Raw genomic sequence first — 15,080 nt, forward strand, 5'->3', positions numbered from 1 at the left:
ACAGGTTCCTAGGCCTGCAGGAAGTCGCGGGGTAACTTCATCATCTGCCGCCACAGCTTCTCGACGCCCGGCTTGTGCACCAGCGAGCAGCGATAGAGGCGAATCTCGAGCGGTACGTCCCACTTCTCGCCGCCGGCACGCACCAGTCGGCCGCTGGTCAGCTCCTCGCGGATGCAGAAGTCGGGAATCCAGGCCAGGCCCACCCCCTGCAGCACCATGCCCTTGAGCCCCTCGGCCATGGCCGTCTCGTAGACGGTGCGCAGGCGCATGCGCAGCGGGTCGTTCTTCAGCAGCATGCGCACGCTGCGCCCGAGGAAGGCGCCCTGGGTGTAGGAGAGGTAGGGAATGGGGTCGCGGCCCTCCAGTGGCCAGCGCGGCCGCCCCAGCTCGTTGGGCAGGCACACCGGTATCATCTTGACCTGACCGATGGAGAAGGAGGGAAAGACCTCGGCGTCGAGCTGCATGCTGGCATAGGGATCGTAGTAGGCCAGCATCAGGTCGCAGTTGCCCTCGCGCAGCACGTGGATCGCCTCCCCCACGTTCATGGCCACCAGCCGGGTGGGCAGCTCCCCCAGGCCCTGCTGGAGCCGCGAGATCCACTGCGGGTAGAAGCTCAGCGCCAGGGAGTGGGCAGCGACGATGTCCAGGGCCTCGTTGGCGATGGAGAGACCGCGCAGGTGACCCAGGCTCTCGTTGAGTTGCTCGACCAGGTTGCGGGCGGTGACCAGGAACAGCTGCCCCTCGGAGGTGAGATCCACCGGCGTGGTGGAGCGGTCCACCAGGGTGACGCCCACGGCCTGCTCCAGGGCTCGGATGCGACGACTGAAAGCCGGCTGGGTGACGTGGCGCTGACGCGCCGAAGCGGAGAAACTGCGGGTGTTGGCCAGAGCGACGAAGTCCTCCAGCCACTTGGTCTCGAGGTTCACCGGGGCTCCCGATCGCGGGTGAATTGCCGGCCGCATCCTGCGGGCCTTCGAAGGCGGTAATGTATCACTGGATCGGCGACAGGAGGTAGGCGGCCCGCGAAACGATCTTGCGCCACAGCGGCCGCGCGGTCAGCTCGTCGCGGCTGACGCGCCGGCAGTTGGCGAAATCCTGCTCCAGCATCAGGCGCACCTGGGCGGCGAAGCGACGATCGGGGATGACCGCGGTGATCTCGAAATTCAGCCGAAAGGAGCGGTTGTCGAGGTTGACGGTGCCCACGCTGGCGGCAGCATCGTCGATCAGCATCACCTTCTGGTGCAGGAAGCCCGGCTGGTAGCGATAGACCTTGACCCCCGCATGCAGCATGTCGGGCAGGAAGGAGAACGCCGAGAGGAACACCAGCAGATGGTCGGGACGCTCGGGCATCATGATGCGCACGTCGACCCCGCGCATGGCGGCCAGGCGCAGGGCATCCTGGACGCCCTGGTCGGGAACGAAGTAGGGGCTGGTCACCCAGAAACGTTCGTGGGCGCTGTGGATGGCGTGCTGCACCAGCAGGCTGGCGGTCTCCTGGCGGTCCGCCGGGCCCGAGGGCACGATCACCACGTCCTGGCACTCCACGCAGGTCACCTGAGGGGTCCAGGACAGGTTGATCACCTCACCGGTGGCCCAGTGCCAGTCCTCCCAGAAGGCCTCCTGCAGCCCCAGTACGCTGGGGCCGGTCAACTTGAGGTGGGTATCGCGCCAGGGCCCGTGGCGCCCCTGGCCCAGATACTCCACACCCACGTTGAAGCCGCCCAGCCAGCCTTCCCGGCCATCGACCACCAGCACCTTGCGATGGTTGCGGAAGTTGAGCTGGAAGCGGTGGCGGAAGCCGCGGGAGGAGCGGAAGGCGCTCACCTCGATGCCGTAGAGCGCGAGGTCGCGCAGGTACCCCTCGTTGAGCTTGTGACTACCGATCTCGTCGTAGAGGAAATAGACCCGCACCCCACGATCGGCGGCCTGCTGCAGGCGCTGCTTGAGCTCGAGGCCCAGGGCATCGTGGCGCACGATGAAGAACTGGATGAGGATGTACTCCTCGGCCCGCTCGATGCCATCGAACAGGCTATCGAACGTTGCCTCGCCATCGATCAGCAACTCCGCGCGGTTGCCGGTCGTCAGCGGCATCATGGCCAGCTGTTCCACTGCCCGGATATCGGAATCCCGTGCCTCGGCGACGAAGGGCTCGACCCGTTCGCGATAACGCGCCAGCACCCGACGCAGCACCGTATCCCGCTCGCCGCGCGCCGAGACATACCCATAAAAGCGCGGCCGGCCCAAGAGCCAGTAGGCCGGCACCGCCAGGTAGGGAAACGTGACCAGGGAGATGATCCAGGCGATGGCCCCCTGGGAGGTTCGACTCGACATCAGTGCCAGCACCGCCGAGAGCACGCCCAGCAGATGCACCAGGAAGATTGCCCAGCCGATCAACCAGGAGGTCATGTGCTCTCCCTGAAAAAACAGTGTTCTACATCATAACGAAACGACAGCGGCCCCGCCAGATGGCGGGGCCGCTGTCGTTTGTGGCCGTGGGTGGTCCTGCTTGAGGCGCGACGGGCATCGGCGCATCACATGCGGTGATCAGGCGCGTTCGGCGATGATCTCCTTCCACTTGGCGGGACCGGTCTGGTGCACCGAGGTACCCTGGCTGTCCACCGCCACGGTCACCGGCATGTCCTCCACCTCGAACTCGTAGATGGCTTCCATGCCCAGGTCCTCGAAGCCCACCACACGAGCCTTCTTGATCGCCTGGGCGACCAGGTAGGCGGAGCCGCCCACGGCCATCAGGTAGACCGCCTGGTTGTCGCGGATCGCCTCGATGGCGGCCGGGCCGCGCTCGGCCTTGCCGACCATCCCCAGCAGGCCGGTCTCCTCGAGCATGGTGCGGGTGAACTTGTCCATGCGGGTGGCGGTGGTGGGGCCCGCCGGGCCGACCACCTCGTCGCGCACCGGGTCGACCGGCCCCACGTAGTAGATAAAGCGGCCCTTGAGGTCCACCGGCAACGGCTCGCCCTTGGCGATCATGTCGACCATCCGCTTGTGGGCGGCGTCACGGCCGGTGAGCAGCTTGCCGTTGAGCAGCAGGGTATCGCCGGGCTGCCAGGTCTGCACCTCTTCCGGGGTCACGCTATCGAGATCGACCCGCTTGACGTTGTCGCCCGCCTCGCGGGTGATTTCCGGCCAGTCCTCGAGCTTCGGCGCGGGCAGCGCCGTGGGACCGGACCCATCCAGGGTGAAGTGGGCGTGGCGGGTGGCGGCACAGTTGGGGATGATCGCCACCGGCTTGTTGGCGGCGTGGGTCGGATAGTCCTTGACCTTGATGTCGAGCACCGTGGTCAACCCCCCCAGGCCCTGGGCGCCGATGCCGCTCCGGTTGACCTTGTCGAAGAGCTCCAGGCGCAGTTCCTCGGCGCGATTGGCGGCACCACGGGCCTGCAGCTCCTGGATGTCGATGGGGTCGAGCAGCGCTTCCTTGGCGATCTCCATGGCCTTCTCGGCGGTACCACCGATGCCGATGCCGAGCATGCCCGGCGGACACCAGCCGGCCCCCATCTTCGGCAGCTGCTCCATCACCCAGTCGACCACGCTGTCGGAGGGGTTGAGCATGGCGAACTTGGACTTGGCCTCGCTGCCACCGCCCTTGGCCGCCACGTGCACCTCGACGGTGTCGCCCGGTACCAGCTTGTGGTGGATCACCGCCGGGGTGTTGTCGCCGGTGTTCTTGCGGGCGCCATCGGGGTCGGCGAGCACCGAGGCACGCAGCACGTTGTCGGGGAGCCGGTAGGCACGACGGACCCCCTCGTTGATCATGTCGTCGAGGCTCATGTCGGCCTCGAAGCGCACGTTCATGCCCACCTGGACGAAGACGGTGACGATGCCGGTGTCCTGACAGATCGGGCGATGGCCAGTGGCACACATCCGCGAGTTGATCAGGATCTGGGCGATGGCGTCCTTGGCCGCGGGATTCTCCTCGCGCTCGTAGGCCGCCGCCATGGCGTCGATGAAATCCTTCGGGTGGTAATAGGAGATGTACTGGAGGGCATCGGCGACGCTCTGGATCAGATCGTCCTGGCGGATCACGGTCATGGGCAAGGGACTCCTTGGCGTTGTCGGCATGCCCGCTCTCTACAGCCGGTCACTGTCGCGTTGGCGGGCTCGAACGGGGGCAGATTATACCGCACCCGCCATCCTGCCGCAGTGCTCTACTCCCAAAGGAGCGCTGGTCCTGGTAGTGGCGTGAATGAAGATAACGGTATAAATCCCCAACCACGGTGGCATGGTGATCAGGCCGTGCCGAGCAACAGCTGACGCTCCTTGAGCTCGTGCAGGCGATCGCGCAAGCGCGCCGCCTCCTCGAACTCCAGGTTCTGGGCGGCTTCGAACATGGCATCCTCGACCCGGGACACTTCCCTGAGCAGCTCGCTGGGCGACAGGTCGGCGGGATCGTAGACCGCGGCCCCTTCGGCCACCTTGCGCTCGGCTTTCCGACCCTTGCCCTTCCTGCCGGGGGCCTGGGCGGCCTCGAGGATATCGGCCACCGAGCGGGTCACGGTCTGCGGCGTGATGCCATGGGCCTCGTTGTGGGCGATCTGCTTGTGGCGCCGCCGCTCGGTCTCGTCCATGGCCCGGCGCATCGAGTCGGTGGTCCGGTCACCGTAGAGGATCGCCTTGCCATGGGCGTTGCGGGCGGCCCGGCCGATGGTCTGGATCAGCGAGCGCTCGTTGCGCAGGAAGCCCTCCTTGTCGGCGTCGAGGATCGCCACCAGCGACACCTCGGGAATGTCGAGGCCCTCGCGCAGCAGGTTGATGCCCACCAGCACGTCGAACTTGCCGAGGCGCAGGTCGCGGATGATCTCCACCCGCTCCACGGTGTCGATGTCCGAGTGCAGGTAGCGCACCCGCACGTCGTGTTCGTCGAGGTACTCGGTGAGGTCCTCGGCCATGCGCTTGGTCAGGGTGGTGACCAGCACCCGCTCGCCCACACCGGCACGCAGGCGAATCTCCGAGAGCAGGTCGTCGACCTGGGTGGACGCCGGACGCACCTCGATCTCCGGGTCGACCAGGCCGGTGGGCCGCACCACCTGCTCCACCACCTGCCCGGCGTGCTCGGCCTCGTAGGGGCCGGGGGTGGCCGAGACGAAGATGGTCTGCGGGCTGATCGACTCCCACTCCTGGAAGGTCATGGGGCGGTTGTCCAGCGCCGAGGGCAGGCGAAAGCCGTACTCCACCAGGGTCTCCTTGCGCGAGCGGTCGCCCTTGTACATGCCGCCTACCTGGGGAACGCTGACATGGGACTCGTCGATGAACAGCAGCGCATCCGGCGGCAGGTAATCGAAGAAGGTGGGGGGCGGCTCGCCCGGATTGCGGCCGGAGAGATAGCGCGAGTAGTTCTCGATGCCGTTGCAGTAGCCCAGCTCGTGCATCATCTCGATGTCGTAGAGGGTGCGCTGCTCGAGGCGCTGGGCCTCCACCAGCTTGTCGTGCCGGCGCAGCCACTCCAGGCGCTCGGCCAGTTCGCCCTTGATCAGCTCCGCCGCTCCCAGGATCGTCTCCCGGGGCGTCACATAGTGGCTCTTGGGGTAGATCGTCATGCGCGGCACCTTGCCGCGCACCTCGCCGGTCAGCGGATCGAACAGGCTGATGCTATCGATCTCGTCGTCGAACAGCTCGACACGCACCGCCTCCTCGTCGGAGTCGGCGGGATAGATATCGATGACGTCGCCGCGCACCCGATAGGTACCGCGCTTGAAGTCCATGTCGTTGCGGGTGTACTGCAGCTCGGCGAGGCGGCGCAGGAAGGAGCGCTGATCGATCAGCTCGCCCCGGGTGAAGTGCAGCCGCATCTTCAGGTACTGGTCCGGGTCACCGAGGCCGTAGATCGCCGAGACCGAGACCACGATCAGCGCATCACGGCGCTCGAGCAGCGCCTTGGTCGCCGAGAGGCGCATCTGCTCGATATGGTCGTTGATCGAGGCGTCCTTCTCGATGAAGGTGTCCGACGAGGGCACGTAGGCCTCGGGCTGGTAGTAGTCGTAGTAGGAGACGAAGTACTCCACGGCGTTGTCGGGGAAGAACCCCTTGAACTCGCCGTAGAGCTGGGCGGCCAGCGTCTTGTTGGGCGCCATGACGATGGTCGGGCGCTGCAACCGTTGCACCACGTTGGCCATGGTGAAGGTCTTGCCGGAACCGGTGACGCCGAGCAGCGTCTGGTGGGCAAGTCCCGCCTCCAGCCCCTTGACCAGGTCGTCGATGGCCGTGGGCTGGTCGCCGGCGGGCTGGAACCTGGACTGCAGACGAAAGGACTTGCTCATGGTGACTCCGGGAAGGCGACGGGCGCCGCTGCGACGCCCGGGATGACACAAGGGTGAATCCCGACGGGCAGACTCAGGCCTCGGCGGTACTGGCCGTTCGGGTGGTGACTTCCACGGTGGCACTGGTCATCAGCCGATGGATCGGGCAGCGGTTGCTGATCTCCTCCAGCCGGGCCAACCGCTCAGGGGCGACGATGCCGTGGAAGCTCATCACCACTTCGAGTCGATAGGTGCCCTTGCGTTCCTCGCTGTCGTCGCGGTTGATCCTGACGCTCACCCCCTCGAGCGGCCACTGCTTGCGCCGGGCGTACATCTGGGCGGTGATCGCCTTGCAGGCGGCCAGCGACAGGTCGAAGTAGTCATGGGGATCCGGCGCGCTTCCCTCGCCGCCCAAGCCCCGGGGCACATCCACGAAGAGATCCTCGAAGCCGTCGAGCTCGACCCGCTGGCGATGGATGCTGTTGCGTTCGCTGATGACCTCGATGGTCTTCTTCATGGATCGACCTCGTATTGGTCACTTGACTTCGATGGGCAGCTTGAGGGCTTCCACTGCCTGGATCAGCGCCTCGCGCCTCACACGCCCGTCGACCTCGGCGCCGTGGCGACCGACCTCGACACTGTCGACGCCGTCGAGCATCATCAATGCCGTGGTGATGCGGTTGATCTGATCGGCGTTGTCGACGCCCTTGAAGCTCAGCGACTGGTGCGCCATGGCGGCCTCTCCACGTGGCCCGACATGCATAAGCTGTCGTGAATGCATGAGAACAGACCCCGAGTCTAGCATGGCCACGGCGTTCCGGCAGCGGTTGCAATGACGCCACAGCGCCCGCATTACACTCCCAGGAGCCTGTCGGATTTGACCGATCGTCGCGAGAGACACGGATTTCGAGACAAGTTTATCGATCTGATGAAGCGAATAGCGGGCTATTTAACGAAGCAGATCGAATGAAATTGGCCGAAAGCCCGGGTGTCGCAGTAGATCAGCGTTAAGTCCGACAGGCTCTTAGACATCGACCGAGCGAGACCGACGACAGGAGCTCCGGAATGAACGAGTGGATCGCCACCCTGGGTGGCCGGCAGGAGGCCGAGGACCGGGTCGAGTTCGATCCGGCATCGCAGGAGTCGCCGGCGCCGGCTCGGCAGGCGCTGGAAGCCACGGTGATGACGCCCCTGGCCCATCTCGGCGTACTGGACGTGACGGGTCACGATGCCGAGAAATTCCTGCAGGGCCAGACCAGCGCCCAGGTGACCCTGGCCGACAGCGAGTTCGCGCCCCTCACCTGCTTCTGTACCCCCAAGGGGCGCATGCTGGCCAATGCCCAGCTGTGGCGGGTAGCGCCGGAACGCTACCGGCTGGTGATGCATCGCAGCCTGGTGGGCCCGTTGACCGATCACCTGAAGAAGTTCGCCGCCTTCTACAAGGTGGAGCTCGAGGCGCGTGACGACCTGGTGCTGCTCGGGCTGATCGGCCGCGAGGCATCGGCCCTCGCCGAGGTGCGCTTCGATGTCATCCCGCCGAAACCCTGGCACCAGGCCGGCAACGGCGAGATCCAGGTGCTGGCCCACCCGGGGCCGCGGCCCCGGCTGCTGGTCTGCCTGCCCGCCGAGAAGGCCACTGAGGCCTGGCAGCGCCTGGCCGAGCATGCCACGCCGGTGGGCAATGCGGTATGGCGGCTGCACGACATCCAGGCCGGCCTGGCCTGGCTCGACGCCAGCCAGCGCGACGCCTACCTGCCCCAGATGATCAACTGGGAGGCACTCGGCGGCATCAGCTTCAAGAAGGGCTGCTACACGGGGCAGGAGGTGGTGGCCCGGGCCCATTTCCGCGGCCAGGTGAAGAAGCGTCTGGTGCGCGCCCAGCTCGACGGTAGCCTGCTGCCCGAACTCGGCAGCACCATTCACGACGCCGAGGACAAGTCGTTCGGCGAGGTGCTGGCCGCCGAGCTGGACGCCTACGGCGAGGCCGAGGTGCTGGCGGTGATGAGCATCAAGGAGCCGACCCCGCCGCTGCGCGTTGCCGGCCAGAAGCTCAAGCTGCTGAAGCTGCCCTACCCGCTGGAGCGGCTGGACCCGGAGAGCCTGGCGACGAAGTAAGGCACCATGGTGGACTGGGCTCTGTAGGAGCCCGGCTCTGCCGAGCGATTGGCGCCGCAGGCGCCCGGGCGGGTTTCGCTGACGGTTCGGATGACCGCCTGGCGACGCTTCGCGCCGCAATCGCCCAGCGGAGCTGAGCTCCTACATGGCGGGTGCGCCCATGGTCTCAGCCGCTATCCAACCCGAACAGCGCTCTGGCCGTGGCGGTGCTGTCCGCCGCCACCCCCTCTTCGCTCTGCCCGCGCAATTCCGCCACCAGCCGGCACACCTCGGCCACCCGCGACGGCTCGTTGCGCTCCCCCCGGTGGCCGGCGAGCAGCATGTCGGGGCTGTCGGTCTCCAGCACATAGCCATCATTCGGCAGCGAGGCCACGGCGCGGCGCAGCCGCTGGGCACGCTCATGAGTGACCGCGCCGCCCAGCCCCACCTTGAAGCCGAGGTCGAGGAACTTGCGCGCCTGTTGCGGTGAGCCGGCGAAGGCGTGGATCAGCCCGCCCGCGGGCAGGTCGAGCTGGCGCAGCCGCTTGGCGACCTGGTCGTTGGCCCGCACGCAGTGGATCACCACGGGCAACCGGCGCGCCTTGGCCAGGCGCAGTTGGGCATCGAAGAGCCGCCACTGGGCGTCGAGGGTCTCCGCGAAGCGGGCATCGATGCCGCACTCGCCCACGGCGACCACTTCGGGATATTGGTCGAGAGCCTGCGCCAACGCCTCGATAGCCCCCTCGGCGTGCTCATTCATGAAACAGGGATGCAGCCCCAGGCAGATATCGACGTCATCGCGGCTGCCCAGCGCCAGCACCTCCGCCCAGCGCGCCCGGGTGGTGGCCGGCACCACGAAACGACGCACGCCCCCCGCCCTGGCCCGCTCCAACACCGCCTCGCGGTCGGCGTCGAAATCGGGGAAGTCCAGGTGGCAGTGGGCGTCGATCAGGTCGAGATCGCTCACGGTATACCTCGGCATCAGGCCAGACAGCCTTCGAGTAAGGCCGGCTGACCTTGCCACGTGCAACGCTCACACGCTGTGAACCCCTCCCTGGGCGCTCCATTCTTCATCCCTGAAGAATGAGGTTCGCTTGTGCACGTGCCAAGCGCCGGCCAGCATATGCTGCAGTCGACCCGAAACAGGGCCAAGCACATGAATGTCACTCGGCGCTGCAGAAGGCTTTAATGCTCCCTGGTCGGCTGGAAACGGATCTCCGGCCAGCGCTCCTGGGTCATCTGCAGGTTGACCCGGGTTGGGGCGATATAGGTCAGGTAGCCACCGCCATCCATCGCCAAATGGGTACTCGCCTTGCGCTTGAACTCGTCGAGTTTCTTGGCGTCGTCGCTGTAGATCCAGCGGGCGGTATTGACGTTCACCCCCTCGTAGACACAGTCGACCTTGTATTCTTCCTTGAGGCGATGGGCCACCACGTCGAACTGCAGGGTCCCCACGGCGCCGAGGATCAGATCGTTGTTGTCCAGCGGCATGAACACCTGGGTCGCCCCCTCCTCGGAGAGCTGCTGCAGGCCCTTCTGCAGCGCCTTCATCTTCAGCGGATCCTTGAGCCGCACGCGCTTGAACAGCTCCGGCGCGAAGTGCGGGATGCCGGTGAAGCGCATGTCCTCGCCCTGGGTGAAGGTGTCGCCGATCTGGATGGTGCCATGGTTGTGCAGGCCGATGATGTCGCCGGGCCAGGCCTCCTCCACCTGGGAGCGGTCCGAGGCCATGAAGGTCAACGCATCCGCAATCTTGACGTCCTTGCCGATGCGCACATGGCGCATCTTCATGTTCTTCTCGTACTTCCCCGAGCAGACGCGCAGGAAGGCGATACGGTCGCGGTGGTTCGGGTCCATGTTGGCCTGGATCTTGAACACGAAGCCGGTGAAGCGACCATCCTCGGCCTCGACGGTGCGGGTATCGGTCTCGCGGGGCTGGGGCGGCGGGGCATACTCGACGAAGCCATCGAGCATCTCGCGCACGCCGAAGTTGCCCATGGCCGTGCCGAAGTAGACCGGGGTCAGCTCGCCGCGCAGGTAGGCCGCGTGGTCGAAGGAGTGGGAGGCCCCGCGCACCAGTTCCACCTCCATGCGCAGCTCCTCGGCCAGGTCCTCGCCGAGCACTGCGTCCACCTCGGGGTTGTCGAGCCCCTCGATCCGCCTGTCCTCGGGAATGCGGCTCCCCTGCCCCTGGGTGTAGAGGTGGATGACGTCGTTGTAGAGGTGGTAAACGCCCTTGAAGCCGCGCCCCATGCCGATCGGCCAGGTCATCGGCGCGCACTGGATGTCGAGCACCGTCTCGACCTCGTCCATCACCTCGATGGGGTCGCGGATGTCGCGGTCCATCTTGTTGACGAAGGTGAGGATCGGCGTGGTGCGCAGGCGACACACCTCCATCAGCTTGATGGTCCGCGCCTCGACGCCCTTGGCCCCGTCGATTACCATCAGCGCCGAGTCCACTGCGGTCAGGGTGCGGTAGGTATCCTCGGAGAAGTCCTCGTGGCCGGGGGTGTCGAGCAGGTTGACGACGCGCCCGCCATAGGGGAACTGCATCACCGAGGTGGTCACCGAGATGCCACGCTCCTGCTCCATCTTCATCCAGTCGGAGGTCGCGTGGCGCTCGGCGCGCTTGCTCTTCACCGAGCCGGCCAGCTGGATGGCGTTTCCGAACAGCAGCATCTTCTCGGTGATGGTGGTCTTGCCCGCGTCGGGGTGCGAGATGATCGCGAAGGTGCGTCGAAGCCCGACTTCACGGGCCAGGGTGGGGTTTGACATCAATGCCGCCTGATCAGAACTCGAATGTGATCTTGAGGATTCGAAGGGAAGGGCCCCAGTGTCGGGAGCCGAAGTGCCCATGATAACGCGTCGGGCCCGCGGCCTGCACCCTGCCGCGGTACGCGTCCAGGGCTATCGCAGTAGCAGCATTGCTCGGGGCTGATCCGCCGGCAGGCCTGCGAGGAGGCGCTGTAAACCCCTCCATGGGCGCTACCGACGCCCTGCTTCGCTCTCGCGTCCCGCTTCGCTTGCAGGACCGGTGCTGGCCATCCATGGCCAGCCCGTTCGGAGCAGTGCTCCTCACCCCTGGCGTAGGACCTCCTCTTCGGCCTGCCCCCGGCGCCACTCGCTACATAGCCCTGTGTACGCGACCGGCCGGGCGGGCATACTCTGGCGGCCGACCTCGGGAGCGTGTCGGCCCCCGGGCGTGATCGGTTATCATCGTCGGGCAATGAACCGTGGAGAGACCATGCCCGCCGCCCTGCCCCTGCCGCTGTCCACCCCCAGCCGCAACCTGGTACGCCTGACCTTCGTGCGAGGGATCACCTGGACCGGCTTCCTCGCTGCCATCCTCATCGGCATCGAGCTGCTCGGCTTCAAGCTCGAGGTGCCGGCGGTGATCGCGGTGATCACCTGCATGGCGCTGATCAACGTGGCGACCTGGTGGCGCCTGGGCCGTCCCCGGGCCGTCACCCACAACGAATACCTGGTCCACCTGCTGGCCGACGTGGCCGGCCTGACCCTGCTGTTCTACTTTACCGGCGGCTCCACCAACCCCTTCATCACCTATTACCTGGTGCCGGTGACCATCGCCGCGGCCACCCTGCCCTGGCGTCATGCCTGGGCGATCGCCGGAACGGCCATGGGGGCCTATACGTTCCTGATGGCCTTCTACCAGCCGGTGCCCCAGCTCGGCCAGGGGCATGCCACCGGCCCCTTGAACCTCCACGTGCTGGGCATGTGGCTCAACTTCGGCCTCTCGGCGGGCCTGGTGACCTTCTTCATCTACAAGATGGCCCATGCCCTGCGCAGCCGGGACCAGGCACTGTCGCATACCCGGGAGTCGGCGCTGCGCAACGAGCAGGTGCTGGCCGTGGCGACCCAGGCCGCGGGCACCGCCCACGAGCTCGGCACGCCGCTCTCCACCATGGCGGTACTGCTCAGCGAGATGCGTGAGGAGGCACGCGGCAACCCGCCGCTGGAGAAGGACCTGGAGCTGCTGCGCCAGCAGGTCGACATCTGCAAGTCGCGGCTGCGTCACCTGGTGGCCAGCGCCGACCGGCGACGCCTGGCCGAACCGCAGATTCTCGACGCCGAACGGTGGCTCGCCGAGGTGATACAGCGCTGGCTGGTGCTGCGCCCCGACGTCGGCTATCGGCTCGAGGTCGCCGAGCACCGCGGCCGCCCCTGGCTTGCCGTGGACCCCACCCTGGACCAGGCGCTGACCAACCTGCTCAACAACGCCGCCGATGCCAATCCCGACGATATCGCCATCCGCCTGGACTGGAGCGCCGACGACGTGGTCATCGACATCCGCGACCACGGGCCCGGGGTAGCCTTGTCGATCGCCGACCAGCTCGGCGAGACCTTCGTCTCCACCAAGAGCAAGGGCATGGGCATCGGCCTGTTCCTGACCCACGCCACCATCAACCGCTTCGGCGGCGGCGTCAGCCTGTACAATCATCCCGAAGGCGGGACCCTCACCGAGGTGACCCTGCCGCAAAGAGCACCCACGGAGTGAACCGCCACCCGCGCTCGACGACTCCCCTGCGAGGCCCCCATGCAAGAGACCGCACAACGCCTGCTGATCATCGATGACGACGAGATGTTCTGCCATGTGCTGGACCGTGCCATGACCCGCCGCGGCTACGAGGTCGCGGTGGCCCACGACGCCGAGCAGGCCCTGTCGCTGGCTCGGCGACTCGCGCCGGAACTGGCCACCCTGGACCTGAAGCTCGAGCACGAGTCGGGGCTCAAGCTGCTGCCCGAGCTGCTCGAGGTGGTACCGGGCTGCCGCGTGGTGGTGCTGACCGGCTACTCGAGCATCGCCACCGCGGTGGAGGCGATCAAGCTCGGCGCGGTGAACTACCTGTGCAAGCCGGCCGACGCCGACGAGGTGATCGCCGCCCTGTTCAAGCAGGAGGGCGACCCGGATGCCGAGGTGGCGGAGCATCCGCCGTCGATCAACCGCATCACCTGGGAGCACATTCAGAAGGTGCTCCAGGAGCACGACGGCAACATCTCCGCCACCGCCCGCGCCCTGGGCATGCACCGCCGCACCCTGCAGCGCAAGCTGCAGAAGCGGCCGGTCAGGCGCTGACCTTCGAGCATGGCGAGGTTTCGGCTGGTAGGTTGGAGGTTGAAGTCGCGGCTATCCCGGCGACAGGTCTACGTGGAGGCGCTGTGAACCCCTCCCTGGGCACTACTTTTTCCTTCCCTGGAAAAAGACCTCCACTTCGACCTGTCCCCGGCGCCGCTCGCGTAAGCCGTAAGCCAGGGCAGTACTCCCGAAGGAGCCGGGGGCAACGGTTTTTCTTCCAGCTTCCAGCTTACAGCTCCCGGCGAAGCCGGGTCATTGCGCCGTCCAGCCCAGGTCGATGTTGTAGCTTGAGCCGGTGACGGCGCCGGCGGCGTCCGAGGCGAGATAGGCCACCAGTTCGGCCACCTCGGCCGGGGCGATCAAGCGCTTCACGGCGGCGTTCTTGAGCATGACCTTCTCGATCACCTCCTGTTCGTCCATGCCGTGCAGTTTCGCCTGGTCGGCGATCTGGTTGTCCACCAGCGGGGTCTTCACGTAGGCCGGGCAGACGGCGTTGGCGGTGATGCCCTGGGAGCCCCCCTCCAGCGCCGCGGTCTTGGTCAGGCCGATCATGCCGTGCTTGGCGCTGATGTAGGCCGACTTGCCGGGCGAGGCCACCTGGGCATGCACCGAGGCGATGTTGATGATGCGCCCCCAGCCGTGCTCGCGCATGGAGGGCCATACCGCCTGGCTGAGCAGGAAGGGCGCCGTCAGCATCAGGTCGAGGATCTGGCGCCACTTCGCCTCGGGGAACTCCTCGATGGGCGACACATGCTGGATACCGGCGTTGTTGACCAGGATATCGACGCGGCCGAAGCGCTTGATCGCCTCGGCGACGGCAGCCTTGCAGGCCTCGCCGTCGGTCAGGTCGGCCTGGAAGAAGGCCGCTCCGGCCTTCTCAGCGACCTCCTTGCCGGCCGGGTTGAAGTCCACGGCCAGCACCTGGTGGCCCTGCTCGCAGAAGTGACGCACCACGGCCTCGCCGATGCCGCTGCTGGTCCCGGTGACCAGGGCGACGCGGGGAGTGAAAGTCGCAGACGATGTCATGCATGGCTCCTTGCTGTGTTCGGATCATCTCGGAGAGGGGGACCGATCATCAGCATAAGGCGCGCGCCCGGCCGGCGCCAGCTCAGCCGCCGGGCGCCGCCGGCGCCATGACCCGCTCCATCAGTTGCTGGGCCAGTCGGCTGGCCTCCTGCCTCGAGGCGACATCGGAGAGGTCGTCGAGGAGCTCACAGCGCCATAGCCAGAGGGTCTCGTCGAGACACTCGGCGCGAAAGCCGTAGGTGCCCGAGGGCAGCGAGACGCGACGGGTGCCCTGCTCTGGCGGCGGCGGAGGCGACTCCTCGTCCGGCAACAGCACCAGCGACAGCGACAGTGGCGTGATCAGAGCCCCCAGCAAGTACTCGCCCTGGCACCGGAAGCAGAGGGCGTCGGCCGTCAGCCTGGGGTTGAAGCGAGCATCGTGCTTGGCCGCCTTGAGATGGCAGCGGGTCCAGGTGCCGGCCAGCTCACGCAGCCGGGCATACTGTTCGGGACTCAGGGCCTGCATCGTGTCCTCCTTCGCGACCTCCAGTATACCGACCGGGGCGAGGTTCGGCAGTGCCGCATCGACCTGCTAGCATGAACAGGCCCAATCACCCGCGACATCCCCATGA

General features: G+C 66.7%; 13 protein-coding genes. 3 read left to right on the top strand and 10 right to left on the bottom strand.

What is annotated here, in order from left to right; genetic code table 11:
- Positions 1-8 precede the first annotated feature (8 nt).
- From CR157_RS17745 to CR157_RS17770, 6 genes are all read right to left on the bottom strand, one after another.
- The gene (locus CR157_RS17745) at positions 9-926 is read right to left on the bottom strand and encodes a LysR substrate-binding domain-containing protein (protein WP_110284877.1); all 918 of its coding nucleotides are present in this window, start codon (positions 924-926) and stop codon (positions 9-11) included.
- 64 nt (positions 927-990) lie between these two features.
- Positions 991-2,406, bottom strand: coding sequence for a cardiolipin synthase (cls, locus tag CR157_RS17750; protein WP_110284878.1), 1,416 nt, complete (start codon positions 2,404-2,406; stop codon positions 991-993).
- Positions 2,407-2,544: 138 nt separating this feature from the next.
- Positions 2,545-4,050 carry a fumarate hydratase gene (locus CR157_RS17755; RefSeq protein ID WP_110284879.1) on the bottom strand — a complete coding sequence of 502 codons (1,506 nt, stop codon included), beginning with the start codon at positions 4,048-4,050 and terminating at the stop codon, positions 2,545-2,547.
- Between the two features lie 197 nt (positions 4,051-4,247).
- A complete protein-coding gene (gene uvrB, locus CR157_RS17760) occupies positions 4,248-6,275 on the bottom strand; it encodes an excinuclease ABC subunit UvrB (protein ID WP_110284880.1) in 2,028 nt (675 codons plus the stop codon).
- A 73-nt stretch (positions 6,276-6,348) separates the two neighbouring features.
- Positions 6,349-6,771 (bottom strand): OsmC family protein, encoded by a 423-nt coding sequence (locus tag CR157_RS17765; RefSeq protein ID WP_110284881.1) that lies wholly within the window; start codon positions 6,769-6,771, stop codon positions 6,349-6,351.
- Positions 6,772-6,789: 18 nt separating this feature from the next.
- Positions 6,790-6,987: a hypothetical protein gene (locus tag CR157_RS17770; RefSeq protein WP_110284882.1), complete on the bottom strand. Its 198-nt coding sequence runs from the start codon at positions 6,985-6,987 to the stop codon at positions 6,790-6,792.
- A 332-nt stretch (positions 6,988-7,319) separates the two neighbouring features.
- On the opposite strand from CR157_RS17770, the gene ygfZ reads away from it, so the two are divergent.
- Positions 7,320-8,369, top strand: coding sequence for a CAF17-like 4Fe-4S cluster assembly/insertion protein YgfZ (gene ygfZ / locus CR157_RS17775; protein WP_110284883.1), 1,050 nt, complete (start codon positions 7,320-7,322; stop codon positions 8,367-8,369).
- A 166-nt stretch (positions 8,370-8,535) separates the two neighbouring features.
- On the opposite strand, the gene CR157_RS17780 is transcribed toward ygfZ, so the two are convergent.
- Together CR157_RS17780 and CR157_RS17785 are read right to left on the bottom strand one after the other, a co-directional pair.
- A complete protein-coding gene (locus CR157_RS17780) occupies positions 8,536-9,315 on the bottom strand; it encodes a TatD family hydrolase (RefSeq protein ID WP_258364224.1) in 780 nt (259 codons plus the stop codon).
- Between the two features lie 218 nt (positions 9,316-9,533).
- On the bottom strand, positions 9,534-11,123 hold the full coding sequence (locus tag CR157_RS17785; RefSeq protein ID WP_110284885.1) for a peptide chain release factor 3: 1,590 nt from the start codon (positions 11,121-11,123) through the stop codon (positions 9,534-9,536).
- A gap of 469 nt (positions 11,124-11,592) precedes the next feature.
- Between CR157_RS17785 and CR157_RS17790 the strand changes: the two genes are divergently transcribed.
- Together CR157_RS17790 and CR157_RS17795 are read left to right on the top strand one after the other, a co-directional pair.
- Entirely contained in the window at positions 11,593-12,864 is a 1,272-nt protein-coding gene (locus CR157_RS17790) for an ATP-binding protein (protein ID WP_110284886.1), read from the top strand.
- Between the two features lie 39 nt (positions 12,865-12,903).
- Complete coding sequence (locus tag CR157_RS17795; RefSeq protein ID WP_110284887.1) at positions 12,904-13,443, top strand: response regulator transcription factor; 540 nt, start codon at positions 12,904-12,906, stop codon at positions 13,441-13,443.
- 252 nt (positions 13,444-13,695) lie between these two features.
- On the opposite strand, the gene CR157_RS17800 is transcribed toward CR157_RS17795, so the two are convergent.
- On the bottom strand, positions 13,696-14,469 hold the full coding sequence (locus CR157_RS17800; protein ID WP_110284888.1) for a 3-hydroxybutyrate dehydrogenase: 774 nt from the start codon (positions 14,467-14,469) through the stop codon (positions 13,696-13,698).
- An 82-nt stretch (positions 14,470-14,551) separates the two neighbouring features.
- Positions 14,552-14,974: a [NiFe]-hydrogenase assembly chaperone HybE gene (hybE, locus tag CR157_RS17805; RefSeq protein ID WP_110284889.1), complete on the bottom strand. Its 423-nt coding sequence runs from the start codon at positions 14,972-14,974 to the stop codon at positions 14,552-14,554.
- Positions 14,975-15,080 lie beyond the last annotated feature (106 nt).

Origin of the sequence: Halomonas sp. LBP4, assembly GCF_003202205.1 — a bacterium.
Lineage (GTDB): Bacteria > Pseudomonadota > Gammaproteobacteria > Pseudomonadales > Halomonadaceae > Halomonas > Halomonas flagellata.